An 18,325-nucleotide genomic window follows, 5' to 3' on the forward strand; every position below is an offset into this window, starting at 1 on the left:
CCGGCCCATGGAATGCGTGTGGCTCGCGGCTCTGAAACCACGAGAGCGACGTCGTGGCGGTGCCCTGCAGCCAGCAGACGGACTCGGATCGCGTTTCATGAGTATGTGAAGCTTTGAGCACCACCCAATCGTGCGGGTAAGAACCACCGATCGTGCGAGAGAGCGACAGCGGTGGTGTGGATGGGCACCGCTGACGCTCTCCGTCATCGATTACGCGGAGGCCAGCGCGGTGTGCTCCCTCATGTTGTATGTGCCAGTCTCGACCCGAACCGTGTTGTAGAGGATCCGGTCCATGATGGCGTCGGCGTGAACTCCGGAGCCGAGGCGTTGGTGCCAGTCCTTCTGCTGATACTGGGTGCAAAAGACCGTCGAGGTGTCGCCGTAGCGGCGCTCCATCAGTTCCTGCAGCATGCCGCGCATCGATTCCGTTGGCCGGTCCAGCAGCCACTCGGCAATGACCAGCAGCGTGAAGGCCACATACTTGCGCAGGAACTTCCCGGTTTCACCGGGAGTTTCCGCTGTCATTTTGAGGAAGGGGTCAGGGCTGATTGTGACGACGCGCAACGAGAAGCAATTCGCCATCAGTCTCGACGATCCGGAAACGCCGGCAGCTCTACTGGCAACGCTCCGAGACGACTAGGCTGCAACGACAGAGAAGTAGAGGGAAAGCTCGCCATGATGGGAATGCACGGCCACGGGCTTGCTCGGACGACGCCTGGGAGTGGCTTAGGTCAATGCACGTGGTTAGGGTCGTTCGCATGGCTGGCTGGCTGGCTGGCGCATTGACCCATCCGGCGTCAGTCCGTTCTCCAGGGTGAGCGAACTCGTCAGCGAGGCCATCGACGCACTCGCGCCACTGTCCGCTCGAGATCAAGAACTCGTCACCCGCCTCGCCTGGGAAGGCATCAGCATCGCCGAAGCCGGATCCGCTCTTGGCATCCGCCCAGACGCAGCACGCGCCCGCTACTCCCGAGCCCGTCGCAACTTCAGAACCCGACTCACGTACGACAGCAATGAGTGCTGCAGGCTCTCGTTCCCGTAACCATGCAACTCAGACGTGCACGCGTCCGGAGCGCGGCGAAATTCAGGCGTGCGGTCTCCAGCTGCGCACGCAAGCGGTCAGCTTGGACGATGTGTTCCGGGCGTGATGCGTGTCGTAGCCGGTACCGCCGCCAGGGCCGCGCGCGACAACGCGAACCCGGCAACAACGACGAGGAGCAGTCCAAGACCTGCCCCCGTGGTGAGTGGCCAGTTGGTGATTGTCGCCGAGACCGTGCCCCCTTCTGCCGCCGTCCAGGTGCAGCCATATCCGATCGGAACGGCCGACGCGAATGAATCGACCAAGCTCCCTTCCGCCCGAAGCGCGCCAGACGGCAGCGCGGCGTATGTGCAACGGTCGTACGCGAGGCGAAAGTCACCAACCGTCGCTAACCCATAGGACATGACCAGCAAAACGACCCCGAGGACTCCGGCCGGAATCGCGAGACTTCGAACGCGAACTGCTCTCTTCGACATTTGTCCCCCTCACGCAGACGTTCAGCATCTCACGTCTGAGCGGGACAAAGCCTCGCCGACCTCGCCGGGAACATCTCCAGCGGAGTGGTCTTTCACGGTGACATTCGTGATGCCCTCTCCGGTGTTGTGAACCTTTACTTCATCTCCACCGCGTCCAGCGTTACCGCCCTTATCCCCATCGGCGGCGACATCGCAGCCGGAATCAACAAGACCGAGAAATTCATTAGTGCCGCGGACGAGATCTCCTCGGGGGCCTCGCTCCGCTTCACCCTGAAGGACTTCGGCAAGTCGACCTCGGACGAGAGGGACCTGCTGCGGAAAGTCTTCATGAGCCCCAACAACACACGAGCTTTGCCTCCTGGGTTCAAGCCGGCGCAGGTGCATCTTCGGAGTCGGTTGAACGGACCGAGTGATCCGCAACTCGACGGCAGCTTTGAAAGCCTGCACACCATGAATGACCGGGTTCCTCCTGCTGCAACCAAGACCCCTCAACTGTGAACAGAGTCTCAGGAGTTGCCGCCCGTGGGGGGTCATCGGGACGCTGTGCCAGGATGCTGCGCGGCCGATAGCGTTGTCAGGTTCGGCTGATCGACCGTCCAGCGACATAGTTTCTGGTTTCACTCGTGCGCCCCCTTGGTTGAGCGTCCGGTCCTAGCCGCAGACGCTCAACCAAGGCGGTGTCGCTCCTTCTCAGGCCGGCGGAGCGAAGAACTCGAGCGGCAGCCCGTCGGGATCGCGGAAGGACAGGCCTGACCCGTATCCGGCGTCCTTGATGGTGTCGTGGCTGACGCCGAGTTGGTCCAGGCGCTTCTCCCACAGCTCCAACTCAGACCGGTCCGCGACGCCGAATGCGACGTGATCCAAGCCCGCACGGCGCTCACTGAACGGTGTCGTAACGTCCGAGTCGGGGAACTGGTGCAGACCGACGAGGGTGCCGCTCACCATCCAGACGACGTGGCGGAAGGGTCCGGTGTCCTCATCGAGCACTGGCTGGTCCTCGAACAACTCCGTGTACCACGGGATGCTCACCTCGAGGTCTCGTACCGTGAGCGCCACATGGGCGAGGGGTGGGAAAGTGGCCATCGATGGTTCCTCCTGGATTCTCATAAGCACGATCGTTCGTGCGTTCATCAACCCTATGATCGTTTGTCTCGCAGCAGTTGAGGAAATCAGCGGCCATGCCTCAACAAGCATGTGGTGGGGGTGATCGCCAGAGTCCTGACGCACCCTGCGCATCGGATGCCTGGCGTACTGCCGATCCGGTGTCATCAGCGGTTCGTCACTGCCAAGAGTGCCATCGACACTTTTGGACTGGCCAGCACAATCCTCTCGGAAATCGGCCGAAGTCTGGCCGCATGTCCCTGGCGGGTGTGCAAGACCAGATCGTGCTCGCCGGGAAGGACGATCGGTGGTTCCAGGTAGTGGAAGGGAGTCCGTCGACCCACATCGTGAAGCCGCCGTCGGCGCTCTTCCCGACGATCATATTCGACGAGGAGTACGGCTTTCGTGCGGCCCAAGCTGCCGGATCCCACTCCGGGGTGTGACGGGAATGATCCGGTCATCGCCCGTGTGCTCTGTCGAGGCGATCCACCAGGCCGAGGGTGTTTTCCAGTCTCCGTATGGCCCTTCCCGCAGCAGGTCCCGCCTGCGGGCGTCGATTGGTCAGCTCAGCTCGGTAACGAAACCTATCTTGTTGCCGTCCCGATCGGTGACCTCGAAGAACTCAACGGCCCCTTCGAAGCGTTGCAGGGCGGTGACTGTCAGGCCACGTTCCGCAAACTTCTGTTGCTCTGCCGAAGCATCCTTCACACCGATATTCAGGGAGAGGCCATAACTGCCAGCGAGCTCTGGGGACAACGCCAGCTGCAGCCATAACGCGCCGAGATCAAATTCCGCGAGTCCGTCCATAGGAATCTGGTCAGGTTCACCCAGCTCAAATGCCGATTGATACCAAGCGATCGCGAGGTCGAGATCACGAACGGGAACGCCGACGGTAACAGCCTCTGCCTTCATGAAACTAACCTAGCAATCCGGCCACCTCGCTTTGGCGACACGCTGCCGGCGCAATCCTCACCGAGAAAGTCATGCCAGGCCGAGTGCGGATCGATTAGCTTCCTCGTCTGGGTCGCAATCGCGTCCATCGGTGTATTCCCCCCTCGCCGTCGGAAACGCACGCACGAGCTCCGTAGCCACACAACGAGTCCGATCGATTTCACGCTGCGCGTCCCGCAAGAAGTTCGGCTGCCGGTACCGCCCTATTTCTCGGAGATGCTCGTATCTGCGGTCGGCTGTGGACGGTTCCTGCGGTCAGCAAGAACGATGGCCAGGACTGCTAGCAGCACGGTGCCACCAGCTCGGGTGAGACTCTCCAGGCTCAACAGGGCGTTGCTGAAAACGATCGCGCCCTGTGTCGTCCCGAGTGCGCCGAGGACCTGTGTCAACAACCAAGAAGCGGATACTGCGGCCAGCGTCCAGGCGGGTACCCAATTCCACGGGGACGGCACGACGCCGAGGCGGCCTATTTGCATGACGGCGACGAGTGCCAGCAGGAACTGGACGAACACGTTGGAATAGGCGAATGCCATGACGGCCGCCGGCGCCGTGTCGAGCGAAATTGACGAGGTCACTACGCCGGCCAGCCCTAGATCCAGCAACAACCACAGGGCCAGCACTGTCAGTGCCGATGTTCCAAGGGGGCGGCGGGCGGTGATGCTGCCGGCCCCGCGAATGCCGAAGGCGAAGATGAGCAGGGCAGCGGAAAACAGGACTGTGCTGAGGGTGCCTCCGCCAGGGACCACTGCGATCGCGGGTTGTGAGACCGCGATCACGATCGATGCAAGGAACAACGTCCCGCCCAGGAACCACGCTCTTGGCGCGTTACTTGTGGTGCGGGCGAAAACTCCGATGTTAGCCATACTCGACTAGTGTACTCAGGGCCTTCACAAGCCCCAGTCAGGGTCGGATAGGGGACAGGTAGGTTAGGAAACCTCACCTGCGGCTAGGTGTACCCGGCCAGGACGTTGCCGTCGGATGCGGCAACAATTTCTCACAGGTTCTCACTCGCGGACGTAATCGTGGGGCGTTCGACCTCGTTTGGCGCCCGCCGATCCAGAGTCGCTGCTGCTGCCAATGTCCCAAAGGCGACAGCGACGGCCGAGAGGCTACCCGGCTGGATGAGCGCCGCTGCGACTAACAGTGCCAGTGACACTCGGAATCCGATCCTGCGGAACCGAGGCCGAGACGGAAGCCCTGCTGCCAGGATGACGACCACGGCAGCGGAAAGGACTGCCGTCACGGCGAGAAGGGGCTGTGCCCAGTAATTGACATCCGGTGCCTGATCAATAGGACGGGCGCTTGTCGCGTACCAGGTGGACCAGCTGAACATGGCAATGGGCAGGATCGAGATGCCGGCCAGGAGCCGCGATTGCAGTCCCGCGCGTTTCGGGCCGGCGGTGGTGACAGTGAGAGCGATCAGCAGAACCATGCCGTACACACCGTACGTGGCCACCCCGACGCCGATGTAACTAATACCATCCGCGCAATAGAACGAGCCGGGATCGTCGCTGCCCATCTTGAGGAAACTGCATTGGAAGTGCAGGTCGTCACGCACTAGGGACAGCAGGAAACCGCTCCCCGGAAGAACGGAAACAACGAAGCCGATACTCAGACTCAGTATCGCGCGACCCCTCCGACTCAAGGCGTCCTACTCATGAGGCCCTGCCCACTCCACCACGGTTCATCCGCCCACCCTATTGTGCGGTTGGTAGGACCTACAAAAGCAGCGCCAGTGCCCCCTGCTGGGAATCTGACATTCGGAGGGGGGGTGGGGCTGCCTGGCGACGCCACCCAGATCCAGAAGGTGCGCCTGCGTGAGCGTGAAAGTGCGTGCTCTCAACTCGGCGGCGTCGATCGAAGAGCCTTGCCTTCCTCGGCGTGCGGCGTATTGTCTAAGGCGTTACGGAGGAGGGTGTCGGATGCGCAAGGTGATCTATTCCATGAGCATGTCCCTGGACGGCTACATTGTCGGCCCGGACGGCAGTTTCGACTGGGGTGCGCCCGAGGAGGATGTTTTTCGCTTCTGGATCGACGACATCCGCACTGTGGGCGTGCATCTGTTGGGACGGCGGCTGTACGAGACGATGCTGTACTGGGAGACCGCCGTGCAGAATCAGTCTCTCGATGATGCAGAGGTCGAGTGGACCGCCCTCTGGAACCCGCTTCCGAAAGTGGTGTTCTCCACGACCCTGTCTGCGGTGCAGGGCAACGCTCGACTGGCCTCCGGCGGTATTGCGGAGGAGATCGAGCGGTTGCGAGCCGAGCCTGACGAGGGTGACATCGCGATTGGTGGTGCGACTCTGGCCGCCGAGGCCGCTGCCCTGGGGCTGATCGACGAGTACCAAGTCATGGTGTACCCGGTGCTGGTCGGCGGCGGCATTCCGTTCCTGCCCCGGGGTGAGCGACGCGTCGTCCTCGAACTCGTCGAAAGTCGCACCTTCACATCAGGTGTCGTTTACCTGCGGCATCGAGTGGTTCGCTAGCTGATTTCCGGCCGTGTCTGCTTCAGGAATCGTGAACTTCTCGGCCTACGAGGTCGTCCGCGCCGTCGTGTCGAAGGCCGCGAGCTTGCGGCGCTGGGGACCCCGTCGTCGCCAGCGGGACCTTCGGCATCGGGTGTATCTTTCTCGCTGACTGAAACCCGCCGTGTGATCGACGAACGCAGCTCCGCCTGGGGACCTTTGACCCTCCCGCCGGACGCTCATCTGCTGAAAGACTCAACTGAATCCCCTGGGTGGCGTCGGCCGCGCGGGTTCTGCCCAACACATCAATCACGAAAGCGTCTGATACGAGGCATGAGAGAGGCATCGAAATGAGAGTTCTGTCCCACACCTGGCGGTTCGCCGCCACTGTTCTCGCCGCGGGGCTTCTGATTCTCCCCGCAGGCACGGCCGCAGTCGCCGCATCGGCGACGTCGACCCCGGCTTCCGCGCCAACTGTGCTTTCTGCGGCGAACGACGGTGAAGGCCCGCAGTTTTACAGTGATCTGGCCGTCGACGTCACGGGTGAGGTTGACGGCGACGTGTATGCCACTGGCCAGAGCGTCACCGTCAGCGGCAATGTAACGGGAGACGTGATCGCCGCCGCCCAGACCATCACCATCACCGGGACCATCGACGGCAACGTGCGTCTAGCCGGACAGAGCGTCACAATCAGCGGCGACGTCGTGCGCAGCGGAACAATCTTCGCCGCCACAGTGGACCTCACCGACACCGGATCGATCGGTAATGACTTGGTGAGTGCCGGGGGAGACGTCGCGATCGCCGGGGAAGTCGGCCGTGACCTCCAGGCAAGCACTCAACAGCTCAGCATCGACGGAACGGTCGGTGGCAACGTCACCTACGACAGCACCAGCCCCGCGAACATCGCCGCGGGCGCCGTCAGCGGAACTATCGAGCGCATCGCCCGGCCGGAACCGACCACCGTCGAAGTGTCGCCCTGGGCGGTGTTCGTCGGATGGCTTCTCGGTTTGCTCTACGCGCTGGTCGCTTTGAGCATCGTCACCATCGCGGCGGTCCTGCTCATTCCGCGCGTGCTGTTGCGGGTGACGGACCAGCTCGTCCCGTTCCCCTGGAAGGCGTTGCTCGTGGGGTTCGTGGCGTCCATCGCCGTACCCATTGCGTTGCTGGCCCTCCTGGTGTCGGTGATCGGGGCACCCCTCGGGCTGGCCGGCCTCCTGGTGTGGATCGTGCTCACGCTCGCGACGTTCGTGTATGGCGCGTTCTACATCGGGCGGCTCCTGTTCCGCGGCAACCAACATCCGGTCGTGAAGGTGCTCGTCGGCGGCCTGATCCTGATCGTCGCTCTGCAGATCCCGTGGCTGAATGTCCTTGTCTGGGTCGTCATGGTGCTCTTCGGTCTCGGCGCGCAGCTCCTGGCACTCCAGAGTCAGCGGCCTTGGCGCACCCAGGCCGAAGCGGATGCCACGCCGCCCACAGCAGCGTCACCGGAGAGCGGGGAAACGCCTCCTACGAGTTACTTGTTGTAACCAGGCGGGAGTCCAGCGAGCATTCGCTGGGCTCCCTCTTGTTGTTGCGCAGGTCGCGCGATGCGGCCCGGGGAGCACCCCGCCGCGAGGACCAGCTGGCACGCTCAGTGTCCGCGCACCGCTCTCGCTTGCGCTTGTGATGGCCGTGGTGACGTCAGTCTCAGTCTCTCATTGTCGGTAGGAGCTACGCAGGAGGAGTGCTCGGGTTGGGCATCCTTGGGTTCGCCTTAGGCTCGAGGCATGACAGAAAAGCGCGCGATCGATTTGGACACGTGGCCTCGGCGGGAGCACTTCGAGCATTACCTGACGCGGGTCGAATGCACGTACGCCATGACTGTCGAACTTGACGTCACCGAGATGGTGGCGGCACTTCGGGTGGTTCCGTGGAAAAGCTATATCGCGCAGATCTGGGCCATCGCCTCCGTCGTGAATCGTCATGCTGAGTTCCGGATGACTCTCACTGCCGACGAGGCCCCCGCGACGTGGGACATCGTGCACCCCGCGTTCACCGTCTTCAACCCCGAGCGAGAGACTTTCGCCAACGTCTGGTCGCCGTTCCACAACGACTTCTCGACCTTCCATGAACGCACGGCCGACGTCTTGGCCAGATACCGCACCGCCACCTCCTTTCAACCGCAACCGGACATACCGAGCAATGTGTTTGATATATCGAGTGTCCCGTGGGCATCGTTCACGGGATTCAGCCTGCAGACACGTGACGGCTGGAAACATCTGTCACCAATATTCACGCTCGGCAGGTACCGGGAGACCGAGGGGCGAACCGTGATGCCCGTCGCCATTCAGGTTCACCATGCGGCAGCTGACGGTTTCCACACCGCTCGCATTGTTCAGGAACTGCAGGAACTCTTTTCCGACCCCGGATGGCTCCCTAAATAGCGAACATCTACCGGACCTCGGCCGGACCAGCGCGTTGTCCTTCACCTGTCGGGGAATCGACTCGCTGTGACATTGCCAGAACCGCGAATACCAAGCACCCGGCGCGTTACTTTTTTTGCTTCAGCCTTCGACCCACGACTGGAAAGCTCTGTACGCGGATCGGGATCCCCACGCGCGAAGTCCCGACCACTACCCTCCATATTTCGAAAACGAAGCAGATTCAAGGTCGAAGTCGTCGCCGCAGTGGCCTGACGTCTCGTCTCGGGCTTCCCAAGCACCGATATTCAGGACTGTGCTGGGGGAGACAGTTCTACTGCCCTGTAGCGTCGAGTCATGCCACGCTATGACAGCTCCGATGGTTCGGCCCTTTACTATGAAGACATCCCCGGCGTCGGCGGAGGGATTCCGGTCATCGTCCTGGCCGGTGGCGCGGCCCGTCATCCTAGCTACTTGGGCGATTTGGCGGGGCTGGGTGAGGAGCACCACCTGATCATGCCGCACTTGCGAGGTGTCGGCCTGACCGAAGCACCCAGTGATCCACGACGGGGGTCATGGTGGAGTCAAGCTCTCGATATGGAACAGCTGCGCATTCATTTGGGCTTCGACCGGGTGGCTTTAGTCGCGCATTCGGCTGGAACGCGCCTGGCTATTGCCTACGCCTCGCAATTCCCGCGAAACGTTGCGGCCCTGGTACTGATCACCCCGCCCGCAGGGTACCTGGTGGATGAGCCGACGGACACCCCCAATCTCATTGAGCGACGAAGCGGAGACACAGATTTCGAACGTGCACTACGAGTCCTGAAAGCGGGACCGGCAACATCCACTGACGACGATTTCACCGCCTGGCAGCGTGACTCGGCAGCCGCGGGTTACGCGACTTGGAATGAGACGGGGCAGGCGCACGCAGACTCCGGGCGCTGGAATCTAACCGCAGCAACGGCATATTTCAGCGTCGACTCACCACGCGATCTCGCCTCGCGGCTGAGTGAGATGAGGGCGCCCGTGCTGGTCATTGCAGGGGCGCAAGACTGCCTCGTCGGCGTTGAGCCCGTCAAAATCTTGGCGGGCTTGTTCCCCGCCGGAGAATTCGTCACGATCGACGCGTGCGGGCACTATCCCTGGGTCGAGCAACCGGCAGCATTTCGACGCGTCATGCAGACGTTCCTCAGGCGTCTGCAGCAGATCACGTCGGATTCGTAGGGGGTTCCGCAATCAATCGCGCGGTACTTCCGTCTCATACCGATCTTCGAGAACTCGGTTGACGAGGGCGCTGAACGTTTCGGATGACCGATTCGGCGTTCCTGACCAAGCGGATGTTGTCTACATTCCATCCGATTGAAGGTTGGTCCTTGAAACAGGCTCTGGTGACGACTGCGCTCCCTTTGCCGTGGACAAAACAGCCTTGGAGCTTTCCACTAGTCAAGACCTGGTGAGGCGATTGACATGTCGCTCCGGTGGGCGATGATCGCGGCGTGGGGTCGCTTGCCCGGATCGGTTCGAGTGTGCACCTCATAAACCACGAATCCGGCGGTCTTGAGCTGAACGCTCATCTCTCCGACGGGCCAGAAATACGCGGTGGTGACGGCGTGCGAGAACGGCACAACGGAGTCGCCCTCGAAGAAGGCGATGAGGAGACTCCCGCCAGGTGCAATGCATCGAGCGAACTCACACAAGACAGGCGCCAACTCATCGGGCGCAAGGTGGATGAGGGAGTACCACGCAAGGACTGCAGCTGCGTATCCGTCTGGGACGTCGAGATCGCCAAGCGACCCTGTTCGGAAAGGGACCGCCGGAAATCGTGCTTTCGCTCGCCCGATAAATTCTTGAACCTGATCGACGCCCTCCGCCTCCACACCGAGTTCCCTGAGGAATTCCGTCCAATGCCCAGGACCGCATCCCGCATCGATTACCCGCCCCCGTAGGTCGCTCGCCCACTTGGCGACAAGCCGCTGATCCGATTCGTGCGTATTCGCCATCGACCCGAGTAGTGCCGTGTACTCCTCTGCTCGATCGGCATACGCCTCTCGAACCACATTGCCAGTCACTGGATCGAGTCTAAGTGAATCCCCGCTGGGGGCTCCCTCCGTCTGCGGGCATAGAGAACGACCAGGTTCCGGCATCCACCTCGTGTCGTCGGGTTGCCTAATCGGGATGGATGATTCCGTGTTCTGCGCGCGCCTGTCTGAGCAGTGCGTGGCCACCTTCACAGTTGGGCTCGATGTCTTCGCCGGGTGCGATAGGCATCTCCTCATCAGACCGCACTACCCCTGGACCGACGGACAGGCCGAACGCCTCAAGCGCGCCCTGTCCACCGACTGGGCCTACAAACGCAAATACACCAGCAACAGAAGCCGCGCCGACGCCCGTGCACCGTGGCTGACCCCATCCAACACTGAACGTGTCCACACCGGAATCGGAGTGACACCCATCGGCGGAGTGTCAGCAACCTCATGTCTCAGTACAGCTAGTCGACGACGTCCGCGTCGCGAAGGAGGAGCTGCATGTGCGCGTGGGCTTCGGCCATCCCCACATTCCTGCATCGGAGATCGACGGACTCCCCTCGACTCGTCATCTCCTCGATGTAGCGGCGATCCGCCTCGAGGCGCGCCGCTGGGTCGTGCCCAACCGTTCCGTGACCGGGGATGACGAGTTTGGCCTTGTCAATGAATGGCGAGAGTTGATCGAGGGCGTCTAGGTATGAAGGGAGATCATCCGGATAGAACGGCAGTGGCAGTTCTACGTCACTGAGGATGTCGCCAGCGATGAGCACGCGCTGCCTCGGCAACCACAGCGCTGTGTGACCTGGGGCATGCCCGTTATGGGAGATGAGTTCGACATCGAAGCCATCAGGGATGGAACCGGCCGGAATGTGGTCCTCAACTGCGCGAACGCGCCCCATCAAGTTGACGAGGTACTCGGGAAATTCGCCGAGTAACTCAACCAAAGCCGACCGCTCGACGTCGGCGAGTTCTGCAGTCTTGGCGGAAGCCCAACGTGGCGAGTCTCCGAACCCGGGATGCCAGAGGAGATGGTCGTGGTGGGCATGGGTCGCAAAACCACCGACGACTGTGAGCCCGCGTTCACGAATGCTCGCTGCAAGCGCGTCAAGTTCGTCGGGCAACCACCCCGGATCGATGAGCAGAGCATCGCCTTGCCCGCTGAGAATCATCGAATTGGTGGACATTTTTCGGCTGGTTGCTACAAACACACCGTGCGCGACTTCAACGCAACCTCTCATCGAATTCCTCCGCATCGAATGCCTCAACTCTAGCGAGGGCGTTTCGACTGCGGCTGACGCAGCCTGCCCGATCGGGAATCGGAGTTCTTGGTTCTGAAACTCCCGTCGCACGGTCCGACTCTCGGGTGGCGAAGCATCGATGCACGAGTCACACACGGTCCTCGCAGATGTTCCCTCTGACGTCCTGCCATAGGTAAACCCAGACTCGGAAAAGTGGCGTCAGCCTTCTCGCTCAACGGTGGGCATGGCCGATAATGGCGAAGTGGCCCTCACTCTTCGTAAACTGACCCCCTCGGATGCTGACACGCTTGCCGAATGGCAAACGGACGCGCTGTTCTGTGCGCACGCGGGCTGGCACGTGAGGGAGTCCCCACACCAGGCGGTCGAATGGTGGCGGGAGCAGGTTTCTCATCCTGACCCGCACCTCATCCGCTTGCTCGCGCTCGAGGCCCAGGACCCGGTTGGCTTCATCGACCTGCATGGGAGCGGTCTAGCAGAACGGGAGCTGGGCTACTTGGTAGCCCCGTCCACATCCTGGGGTCGCGGCCTGGGGACAGCTGCTGCGCGTGCCGGAATCGCATTTGGTTTCGATGGCCTCGGGCTCAGCCGGATCTGGGCCGAGGCGGTCGAAGCCAACGTCGCGTCAGTCAAAGTGCTTCGCCGTCTCGGTATGCGAGAGACTGGACTCGGAAGCGCAGAAGACTTCTTGGGGCAAGCTTCTCGATACGTTCAATTCGAGATTTCAGCCGTGGAGTGGCGGCAGTCCGTCAGTCTCGCCGCCCGCTGAGGGCTCCCCTCGTAGGTGTGGAACTCGACCGGGAGCGACGCGAGAGACCCCGTGCGAGGAGGTGAAGTCCGGCGCCGGGCTCTCGAAAACAGGCGAGAAGAGGAATCCCCACGCCGAACTTCCGCTTTGCGACGATCACGTTGTGCCTGCGAATCGACTCCGAAATTGGTCCAGAATTTCCCATTCCGGGAGCGGGCGAGAATTATCGATTTGCAGGTCCCAATTGAGATCGACAGTGGCGGCCTGTTCATTGATCGACCGAAGGAGTTGCTCTGAAACGGGAATATGAGCGGTCTGATCTCGGTCGTGCACCCGCTGATAACACGTCTCGAGAGGACTGTAGATGCGCAGCAGCTTCACATCGTATTTCGACCGAAGCCGCTCCAGAACGACGTAAAAGTATTCCGCAGCCCCGGTCGATTCACATGACATCGCATCTGTTCCCGCAAGAATCCGGTCAATTTCGACCTCCTCCTGGTGGAAGCCTTCCTGGAGTAACTCACGGCCCGTCAGCGTCGATTGTGGAATGTTCGCGAGCCCTAGTTTCTCGACGCTCAGGAACGTGATGTCGAAGGCGCGCTCGAGCAGAGTGCCAATATGTGTCTTGCCTGAGCCTTTAGGCCCGATGAGAACGTAGACCGTTTTAGTGGGGCTCATGCCTTCGAGCCTAGGCGAGCTGGTCACGGGCAGAACCCGAATAGGGAAGGAACACAAAACACGGCGCGGAGCCCGAGCCACCGTGTTCTCCGGTCTTCGGCGCAACACCGGGCCGACAGGCGTAGACAATCCGGAACAATCACGGAGACGCTGAGGATCAAAACTCGCTCACCACCGTCCGCCCGTTCGTTGTGACGAGTCGTCGGCCAGCTTAGATGAGTGGCTGCGTGGCAGGCACGCCTCACTTGCTCGAGCGGCCGCGCCCCGGCCGTCGTAAACCGAGCACAATCAGGATGATGCCTACGATGGTGAGGGTGAACCCGATGGAAAGCCACATCCTGCTACCCGTCATGAAACTTCCCGGGATCAGGTTGATACCCTGCCCTGCCCAGATTCCACGAAAGACCAGACAGATCATGCCGACGGTGATCAGGGGAGTGCGTCTGTTCTGGCGAGTCGCGTCATCCAGGGTAGCCTGACCGTTGCAGTTGTGATCGGTCTGACAGCTCCCGAGCGAGTTTCTGGTCGCTCAGCTCTTGACTAGCGCCCGCACGTGCCCTCCATCAGGTGCCATGAGGATCGGTGCTCGTACAGCAGAGGCGACTTTTCGGAAGGACCGCGATCAATCTGAATGGAACTTGATTCGGTCCTGCCGGTAGGCAACCCGCCCTCCAGCGGCTAGATTGTCAGCGCTCTGCATCAAGGGTTGGAGGCGACGATCGTGATTTTCAAGAACCGAAGCGAGGCCGGCAGGTTGCTCGCAGAACGCGTGGCAGAGCTGGAACTCTTTGAGCCCATCATTTATGCGCTACCTCGCGGCGGCGTTCCCGTAGCGGTGGAGATAGCGCGCACACTCGCGGCGCCTCTGGACCTCCTGATCGTGCGTAAGATCGGTGCTCCCAGAAACCCGGAGGTCGCCGTAGGCGCCGTCGTGGGTGGCGAGCACCCCCAACTTGTTCTCAACTCAGACGTCTTCGCCATCACAGGCAGCGATGAGGTGGCCTTGGATCGAGCACGCCGGCAGGGATTGGCGGAGATTGATCGTCGTCATGAGCGGTACCTCGGTGACCGACCAGCGCTCGATCCTGCGGGGCGCGTCGCCGTTGTCGTCGACGATGGCGTCGCAACAGGCGCCACGGCACGGGCAGCACTGGCGGCCCTTCGCGCTCAGGGTGCGGTGGTGACCGTGCTTGCGGTGCCCGTCGCGCCCGCGAGTGCAGTCGAGGATCTCGGGGACGTGGCCGATCTGGTCGTCGTGCTGCACGCGCCCGAAGTATTTTGGGCCGTCGGCCAGTTCTACTCCGATTTTCACCAGCTCAGCGATGAGGAAACAGCCGATGCCCTTCACGGTGAATGGGACATCACCTGAGAACATCGGCCCGCAGCGCAGGGCAGAATTGACAGGTGTATCAACTTGTTTCTTCCGCAGGTCCTGACGGCGTCATCGTAACGGTCTTGGACCGCTCCGGCACGCCTCGCGGGCTGCCGCGAACCCTGTCGATGCAGGCCTTTGGACGCTACGTCATCGAGCACGAGCGCGATCGCCCGCGGTGGGTGTGGGAAGACACCGCCCGTTTATACCCGAATCTCTTGCGGCACTCGATTCGCGTGCAGAGATGTCATGATCTTCGACTCTGCCATGTCATCCTGCGCAACTCCGCGCTCACGGCGCGAAGCGAGATCGGCCGGAGCAAGCCAGGCGCGTGGGACGCCGGCGTGCCCCTCCACCTAGTCGACGCGTCTGGTCCAACACTCTTCGAGCTGATGGACGGCGAATCGCCTGAGGGAGCTGAGGTGTCGAGTCGCCCGCTCGACGAGTTTCTGCTGCAGTTGCGCGCCGTGTCCGATGCCGACCAGCCTGGACGCATCCGCCTGCTCCTCGCCGCTGAATCGGCGGGCGCACTGATCGCCGCGGAGATGACCCACGCCGGCCTGCCGTGGCGATCCGACATCCATCACGACCTGCTGACCCGAGAATTGGGGGACAGGGTTCCACCGGGTGTCCGGCCGGAACGGTTGGAAGCCCTGGCGACAAGAATTCGAGTGGAATTGGGGGACTCCCTCATAAACCCGGACTCACCGACCGAGCTGCTCAGGGCGCTCCAGAGGGTGGGCCTGGCCGTGACGTCCACTCGGGCCTGGACGCTCAAGGAAGTGGATCATCCCGTCATCGAGCCGCTCCTGCTCTACAAGAAGCTGTCCCGGCTGCTCAGCGCCAACGGGTGGGCGTGGATGGAATCATGGATATCGGCGGGCCGGTTTCACCCGGAGTATCTGCCAGGCGGGGTCGTGACCGGACGATGGGCGGCACGAGGCGGTGGGGCGCTCCAGCTTCCCAAGCAGATCCGTGGGGCCGTTGTCGCCGACCCCGGCTGGAAGCTCGTCGTGGCCGACGCCGCCCAGCTCGAACCTCGCATCCTGGCCGCGCTGTCCGCGGACCTCAGCATGGCGGCAGCAGGTCGCGGCACGGATCTCTATGCGGGAATCGTCGCGAGCGGGGTCGTCGAGTCACGGGACCACGCCAAGGTCGCCATGTTGGGAGCCATGTACGGCGCCACGACAGGTGAAAGTGGACGACTCCTACCACGCCTTGCGAAGGCCTACCCACGCGCGATTGGCCTCACGGAGACAGCCGCACGGGCGGGTGAACGGGGCGATATTGTCACGACGAGGCTGGGCAGGTCATCCCCGCCGCCCCAGGCGTCCTGGTACGACACGCAGGCGCAGGCCTATGACTCGGCGGCATCGAGTCTCGACGAGAGCCGGGCCCGTGCTCAGGCCAGGGATTGGGGGCGGTTCACACGCAATTTCGTCGTGCAGGGAACCGCGGCCGAGTGGGCACTCTGCTGGATGGCGGAAATCCGCCGGGAGCTGCAGACCCTGCACGATGCGGGGGATGGTTTTCGAACCGCACCGCACTTGGTCTTCTTCCTGCACGACGAGGTCATAGTACACACGCCCGAGGGACTCGCCGATCGCGTTGAATCCATCATCATCGAGGCCGCAGCCACCGCCGGGAGGCTGCTCTTTGGAGATTTCCCCGTGGACTTCATGTTGACCACAGCAACCGTCGACAACTATGCGGAGGCAAAATAGCTCGGCGTTGTGGATTACCAGTGAGGTGGGGCATAATGCACGTAACGGCAGCACTGCCGTTGATTTTCGTTCCGAGGTCGTTGGGGAAGACGCATCTCACAGGAACGGAGAGAAAAGATGGTTGCAACACAAACCCGTCGGGCACCCACCGCGCGGGGTGTGCTCTACGTGCACTCCTCACCCCGTGCGCTGTGTCCACACGTTGAATGGGCCGCAGGACGTGCCCTCGGAGAGGCAGTGAACTTTGACTGGGCTGACCAGCCCGTGCTCAAGGGTGCCCTGCGCGCCGAGTACTACTGGGAAGGCGAGCGCGGAACCGGAGCAGCGCTGGCGTCGGCCCTGCGCGGCTGGGAACATCTGAGGTTCGAGGTGACGGAAGACGCCGGCCTCGGCACCGACGGTGGTCGCTGGCTGAACACGCCCGATCTGGGCATTTTCTATGCCCAGACTGACACGGCGGGAAACATCGTTATAGCCGAGGATCGAGTGCGCTACGCCATGGAAGTGGCGGGTGCCAATGCGCTCGATCTGCATCGGGAATTGCGGCTCGCCCTCGGGCAGGCCTGGGACGATGAGCTCGAGCCCTTCCGACATGCCAGCGATTTCAATTCGGTGGTCTGGCTGCACAAGGTGGGTTGAGTGACCGCTGCCCACAGACCTCAGGCCCGACCGGAGAATCGGTCGGGCCTGAGGTCTGTGCCGCGCAGCTGCCGGGTTAGACCGAACGAAAGGCGACGACGGCGTTGTGCCCGCCGAAACCGAACGAGTTGCTAATGGCCAGCAGATCCCCGGTCGGCAGAGTGCGAGGAGCCGTCACAACGTCCAGGGGGATCGTCGGGTCCTGATCGTTCAGGTTGATCGTCGGCGGCGCCGTACGCTCGGCGAGTGCCTTCACCGTGAAGAAGGCCTCGAGTGCCCCCGCGCCTCCGAGAAGGTGTCCGGTCGATGCTTTGGTTGCTGAGACGGGGATGCCATCAAGCAGATCACCGAAAACGCGGCGCAGCGCGTTGTACTCGGCGATGTCGCCCACCGGGGTGCTGGTGGCGTGCGCGTTGATGTGTGAGACGTCAGACAGGTCGGCGCCGGCGTTCTGGATGGTGGTGATCATGGCTCGGGCCGCAGCCGACCCCTCTGGGTCTGGAGCGGTGATGTGATAAGCGTCGCTGTTGACCGAACCGCCCACCAGCTCGGCGTAAATATGCGCTCCACGGGCCTTGGCATGCTCTTCGGTCTCGATCACGAGGGCGGCTGCGCCCTCCCCGAGAACGAAGCCGTCACGGGTGAGGTCGTAGGGACGGCTCGCCGTGGCCGGGTCGTCGTTGCGTGTCGACAGGGCGTGCATGGCGGCGAATGCCGCGATCGGCAGCGGGTGAATTGCGGCCTCTGAACCTCCGGCTATCACGACATCAGCGAGCCCCGATTGGAGCCGGTTGTACGCGTTGACGAGGGCCTCGGTGCTCGAAGCGCAGGCCGACACCACTGTCGTGATTCCCGCTCGGGCGTGCAGATCCATTCCCACCGCCGCTCCAGGTCCGTTGGGCATCAGCATCGGAACTGTCATGGGCAGAACGCGACGCGGTCCGCGCTCCCGCAGGGTGTCCCAGGCGTCGAGGAGTGTCCACACTCCGCCGATGCCGGTGGCCCAGTCCACGGCGACCCGTTCGGGCTCTGCCTCGGGCGAACCCGCATCCGACCACGCCTCGCGCCCGGCGATCAGGGCAAACTGGCTGGAGGGGTCGAGGCGCTTCACTTCAAAACGCTCGAGAACTGTGCTCGAATGCACTCGCGCCTGTGCCGCGAACGTGACGGGGATCTGCGTTTCTGCGACCCACGCCTGTTCGAGCGTGGTCGCGCCGGATTCTCCGGCCAGCAGGGCGGTCCAGGTGTCGGACGCCGTGCCACCGAGCGGCGTGGTCGCGCCGATGCCGGTGATAACAATTTTCTTGGTCATAAGTCAACTCTCCATGCAACGACAAACCTGCGGGTCGCAACGGGCTCGGGTCATAACGACACACGAGAGCGGCGGTGCTGGCCCAATGGCACAACCCCTGAGCAGACCGGTCGACGAGTGTCGGCCGGTCTGATCTCAGGC

General features: G+C 62.5%; 21 protein-coding genes. 11 read left to right on the top strand and 10 right to left on the bottom strand.

What is annotated here, in order from left to right; translation table 11 throughout:
* Window positions 1–210 precede the first annotated feature (210 nt).
* Window positions 211–525 (bottom strand): ATP-binding protein, encoded by a 315-nt coding sequence (locus BJ997_RS08165; RefSeq protein WP_084141191.1) that lies wholly within the window; start codon window positions 523–525, stop codon window positions 211–213.
* A gap of 289 nt (window positions 526–814) precedes the next feature.
* Here BJ997_RS08165 and BJ997_RS08170 point away from each other — a divergent pair, with 289 nt between their 5' ends.
* A complete protein-coding gene (locus tag BJ997_RS08170; protein ID WP_035836495.1) occupies window positions 815–1,042 on the top strand; it encodes a sigma factor-like helix-turn-helix DNA-binding protein in 228 nt (75 codons plus the stop codon).
* A 77-nt stretch (window positions 1,043–1,119) separates the two neighbouring features.
* Here BJ997_RS08170 and BJ997_RS08175 read toward each other — a convergent pair whose 3' ends face one another.
* Window positions 1,120–1,515: a hypothetical protein gene (locus BJ997_RS08175; RefSeq protein ID WP_183323353.1), complete on the bottom strand. Its 396-nt coding sequence runs from the start codon at window positions 1,513–1,515 to the stop codon at window positions 1,120–1,122.
* 84 nt (window positions 1,516–1,599) lie between these two features.
* On the opposite strand from BJ997_RS08175, the gene BJ997_RS08180 reads away from it, so the two are divergent.
* Window positions 1,600–2,013, top strand: a complete 414-nt coding sequence (locus tag BJ997_RS08180; protein WP_035836496.1) for a hypothetical protein — start codon at window positions 1,600–1,602, stop codon at window positions 2,011–2,013.
* A 192-nt stretch (window positions 2,014–2,205) separates the two neighbouring features.
* Here the strand turns inward: BJ997_RS08180 and BJ997_RS08185 are convergent, their stop codons facing one another.
* On the bottom strand, window positions 2,206–2,598 hold the full coding sequence (locus BJ997_RS08185) for a VOC family protein (protein ID WP_035836524.1): 393 nt from the start codon (window positions 2,596–2,598) through the stop codon (window positions 2,206–2,208).
* Between the two features lie 272 nt (window positions 2,599–2,870).
* Between BJ997_RS08185 and BJ997_RS08190 the strand changes: the two genes are divergently transcribed.
* Complete coding sequence (locus tag BJ997_RS08190; protein WP_035836497.1) at window positions 2,871–3,059, top strand: hypothetical protein; 189 nt, start codon at window positions 2,871–2,873, stop codon at window positions 3,057–3,059.
* A gap of 118 nt (window positions 3,060–3,177) precedes the next feature.
* On the opposite strand, the gene BJ997_RS08195 is transcribed toward BJ997_RS08190, so the two are convergent.
* The 3 genes from BJ997_RS08195 to BJ997_RS08205 form a co-directional block, all read right to left on the bottom strand.
* The gene (locus BJ997_RS08195) at window positions 3,178–3,528 is read right to left on the bottom strand and encodes a VOC family protein (protein WP_052542203.1); all 351 of its coding nucleotides are present in this window, start codon (window positions 3,526–3,528) and stop codon (window positions 3,178–3,180) included.
* 242 nt (window positions 3,529–3,770) lie between these two features.
* Window positions 3,771–4,430 (bottom strand): hypothetical protein, encoded by a 660-nt coding sequence (locus BJ997_RS08200; RefSeq protein ID WP_152602164.1) that lies wholly within the window; start codon window positions 4,428–4,430, stop codon window positions 3,771–3,773.
* Between the two features lie 131 nt (window positions 4,431–4,561).
* A complete protein-coding gene (locus BJ997_RS08205; RefSeq protein ID WP_035836498.1) occupies window positions 4,562–5,212 on the bottom strand; it encodes a hypothetical protein in 651 nt (216 codons plus the stop codon).
* A gap of 277 nt (window positions 5,213–5,489) precedes the next feature.
* Between BJ997_RS08205 and BJ997_RS08210 the strand changes: the two genes are divergently transcribed.
* The 4 genes from BJ997_RS08210 (at window position 5,490) to BJ997_RS08225 (ending at window position 9,655) form a co-directional block, all read left to right on the top strand.
* A complete protein-coding gene (locus BJ997_RS08210; RefSeq protein WP_035836499.1) occupies window positions 5,490–6,053 on the top strand; it encodes a dihydrofolate reductase family protein in 564 nt (187 codons plus the stop codon).
* Window positions 6,054–6,382: 329 nt separating this feature from the next.
* Window positions 6,383–7,558: a hypothetical protein gene (locus BJ997_RS08215; protein ID WP_052542205.1), complete on the top strand. Its 1,176-nt coding sequence runs from the start codon at window positions 6,383–6,385 to the stop codon at window positions 7,556–7,558.
* Between the two features lie 240 nt (window positions 7,559–7,798).
* Window positions 7,799–8,455 (top strand): CatA-like O-acetyltransferase, encoded by a 657-nt coding sequence (locus tag BJ997_RS08220; protein ID WP_035836500.1) that lies wholly within the window; start codon window positions 7,799–7,801, stop codon window positions 8,453–8,455.
* 333 nt (window positions 8,456–8,788) lie between these two features.
* Window positions 8,789–9,655: an alpha/beta fold hydrolase gene (locus BJ997_RS08225; RefSeq protein WP_035836501.1), complete on the top strand. Its 867-nt coding sequence runs from the start codon at window positions 8,789–8,791 to the stop codon at window positions 9,653–9,655.
* 215 nt (window positions 9,656–9,870) lie between these two features.
* On the opposite strand, the gene BJ997_RS08230 is transcribed toward BJ997_RS08225, so the two are convergent.
* Both BJ997_RS08230 and BJ997_RS08235 read right to left on the bottom strand, forming a co-directional pair.
* Window positions 9,871–10,500: a class I SAM-dependent methyltransferase gene (locus BJ997_RS08230; RefSeq protein ID WP_035836502.1), complete on the bottom strand. Its 630-nt coding sequence runs from the start codon at window positions 10,498–10,500 to the stop codon at window positions 9,871–9,873.
* A gap of 419 nt (window positions 10,501–10,919) precedes the next feature.
* The gene (locus BJ997_RS08235; protein WP_236628936.1) at window positions 10,920–11,639 is read right to left on the bottom strand and encodes an MBL fold metallo-hydrolase; all 720 of its coding nucleotides are present in this window, start codon (window positions 11,637–11,639) and stop codon (window positions 10,920–10,922) included.
* Between the two features lie 316 nt (window positions 11,640–11,955).
* Between BJ997_RS08235 and BJ997_RS08240 the strand changes: the two genes are divergently transcribed.
* Complete coding sequence (locus BJ997_RS08240) at window positions 11,956–12,480, top strand: GNAT family N-acetyltransferase (RefSeq protein ID WP_160175865.1); 525 nt, start codon at window positions 11,956–11,958, stop codon at window positions 12,478–12,480.
* A gap of 135 nt (window positions 12,481–12,615) precedes the next feature.
* Here the strand turns inward: BJ997_RS08240 and BJ997_RS08245 are convergent, their stop codons facing one another.
* The gene (locus tag BJ997_RS08245; RefSeq protein WP_052542207.1) at window positions 12,616–13,137 is read right to left on the bottom strand and encodes a nucleoside/nucleotide kinase family protein; all 522 of its coding nucleotides are present in this window, start codon (window positions 13,135–13,137) and stop codon (window positions 12,616–12,618) included.
* Between the two features lie 721 nt (window positions 13,138–13,858).
* Here BJ997_RS08245 and BJ997_RS08250 point away from each other — a divergent pair.
* The 3 genes from BJ997_RS08250 (at window position 13,859) to BJ997_RS08260 (ending at window position 16,872) form a co-directional block, all read left to right on the top strand.
* Window positions 13,859–14,506 (top strand): phosphoribosyltransferase, encoded by a 648-nt coding sequence (locus BJ997_RS08250; RefSeq protein ID WP_035836530.1) that lies wholly within the window; start codon window positions 13,859–13,861, stop codon window positions 14,504–14,506.
* A 35-nt stretch (window positions 14,507–14,541) separates the two neighbouring features.
* Entirely contained in the window at window positions 14,542–16,233 is a 1,692-nt protein-coding gene (locus tag BJ997_RS08255) for a bifunctional 3'-5' exonuclease/DNA polymerase (protein ID WP_035836504.1), read from the top strand.
* Window positions 16,234–16,350: 117 nt separating this feature from the next.
* A complete protein-coding gene (locus BJ997_RS08260; RefSeq protein ID WP_052542208.1) occupies window positions 16,351–16,872 on the top strand; it encodes a DUF3145 domain-containing protein in 522 nt (173 codons plus the stop codon).
* A 76-nt stretch (window positions 16,873–16,948) separates the two neighbouring features.
* Here the strand turns inward: BJ997_RS08260 and BJ997_RS08265 are convergent, their stop codons facing one another.
* A complete protein-coding gene (locus BJ997_RS08265) occupies window positions 16,949–18,184 on the bottom strand; it encodes a beta-ketoacyl-[acyl-carrier-protein] synthase family protein (protein ID WP_035836505.1) in 1,236 nt (411 codons plus the stop codon).
* Window positions 18,185–18,325 lie beyond the last annotated feature (141 nt).

It is taken from the genome of Cryobacterium roopkundense, from assembly GCF_014200405.1.
Taxonomy (GTDB): Bacteria; Actinomycetota; Actinomycetes; order Actinomycetales; family Microbacteriaceae; genus Cryobacterium; species Cryobacterium roopkundense.

Excerpts from the sequence above, each read along its gene's own strand:
- BJ997_RS08190 (WP_035836497.1), top strand. The coding sequence starts at position 2,871 with ATGTCCCTGGCGGGTGTGCAAGACCAGATCGTGCTCGCCGGGAAGGAC.
- BJ997_RS08165 (WP_084141191.1), bottom strand. The coding sequence starts at position 525 with ATGACAGCGGAAACTCCCGGTGAAACCGGGAAGTTCCTGCGCAAGTAT.
- BJ997_RS08225 (WP_035836501.1), top strand. The coding sequence starts at position 8,789 with ATGCCACGCTATGACAGCTCCGATGGTTCGGCCCTTTACTATGAAGAC.
- BJ997_RS08200 (WP_152602164.1), bottom strand. The coding sequence starts at position 4,430 with ATGGCTAACATCGGAGTTTTCGCCCGCACCACAAGTAACGCGCCAAGA.
- BJ997_RS08195 (WP_052542203.1), bottom strand. The coding sequence starts at position 3,528 with ATGAAGGCAGAGGCTGTTACCGTCGGCGTTCCCGTTCGTGATCTCGAC.
- BJ997_RS08245 (WP_052542207.1), bottom strand. The coding sequence starts at position 13,137 with ATGAGCCCCACTAAAACGGTCTACGTTCTCATCGGGCCTAAAGGCTCA.
- BJ997_RS08220 (WP_035836500.1), top strand. The coding sequence starts at position 7,799 with ATGACAGAAAAGCGCGCGATCGATTTGGACACGTGGCCTCGGCGGGAG.
- BJ997_RS08175 (WP_183323353.1), bottom strand. The coding sequence starts at position 1,515 with ATGTCGAAGAGAGCAGTTCGCGTTCGAAGTCTCGCGATTCCGGCCGGA.
- BJ997_RS08210 (WP_035836499.1), top strand. The coding sequence starts at position 5,490 with ATGCGCAAGGTGATCTATTCCATGAGCATGTCCCTGGACGGCTACATT.
- BJ997_RS08265 (WP_035836505.1), bottom strand. The coding sequence starts at position 18,184 with ATGACCAAGAAAATTGTTATCACCGGCATCGGCGCGACCACGCCGCTC.
- BJ997_RS08215 (WP_052542205.1), top strand. The coding sequence starts at position 6,383 with ATGAGAGTTCTGTCCCACACCTGGCGGTTCGCCGCCACTGTTCTCGCC.
- BJ997_RS08235 (WP_236628936.1), bottom strand. The coding sequence starts at position 11,639 with ATGTCCACCAATTCGATGATTCTCAGCGGGCAAGGCGATGCTCTGCTC.
- BJ997_RS08260 (WP_052542208.1), top strand. The coding sequence starts at position 16,351 with ATGGTTGCAACACAAACCCGTCGGGCACCCACCGCGCGGGGTGTGCTC.
- BJ997_RS08185 (WP_035836524.1), bottom strand. The coding sequence starts at position 2,598 with ATGGCCACTTTCCCACCCCTCGCCCATGTGGCGCTCACGGTACGAGAC.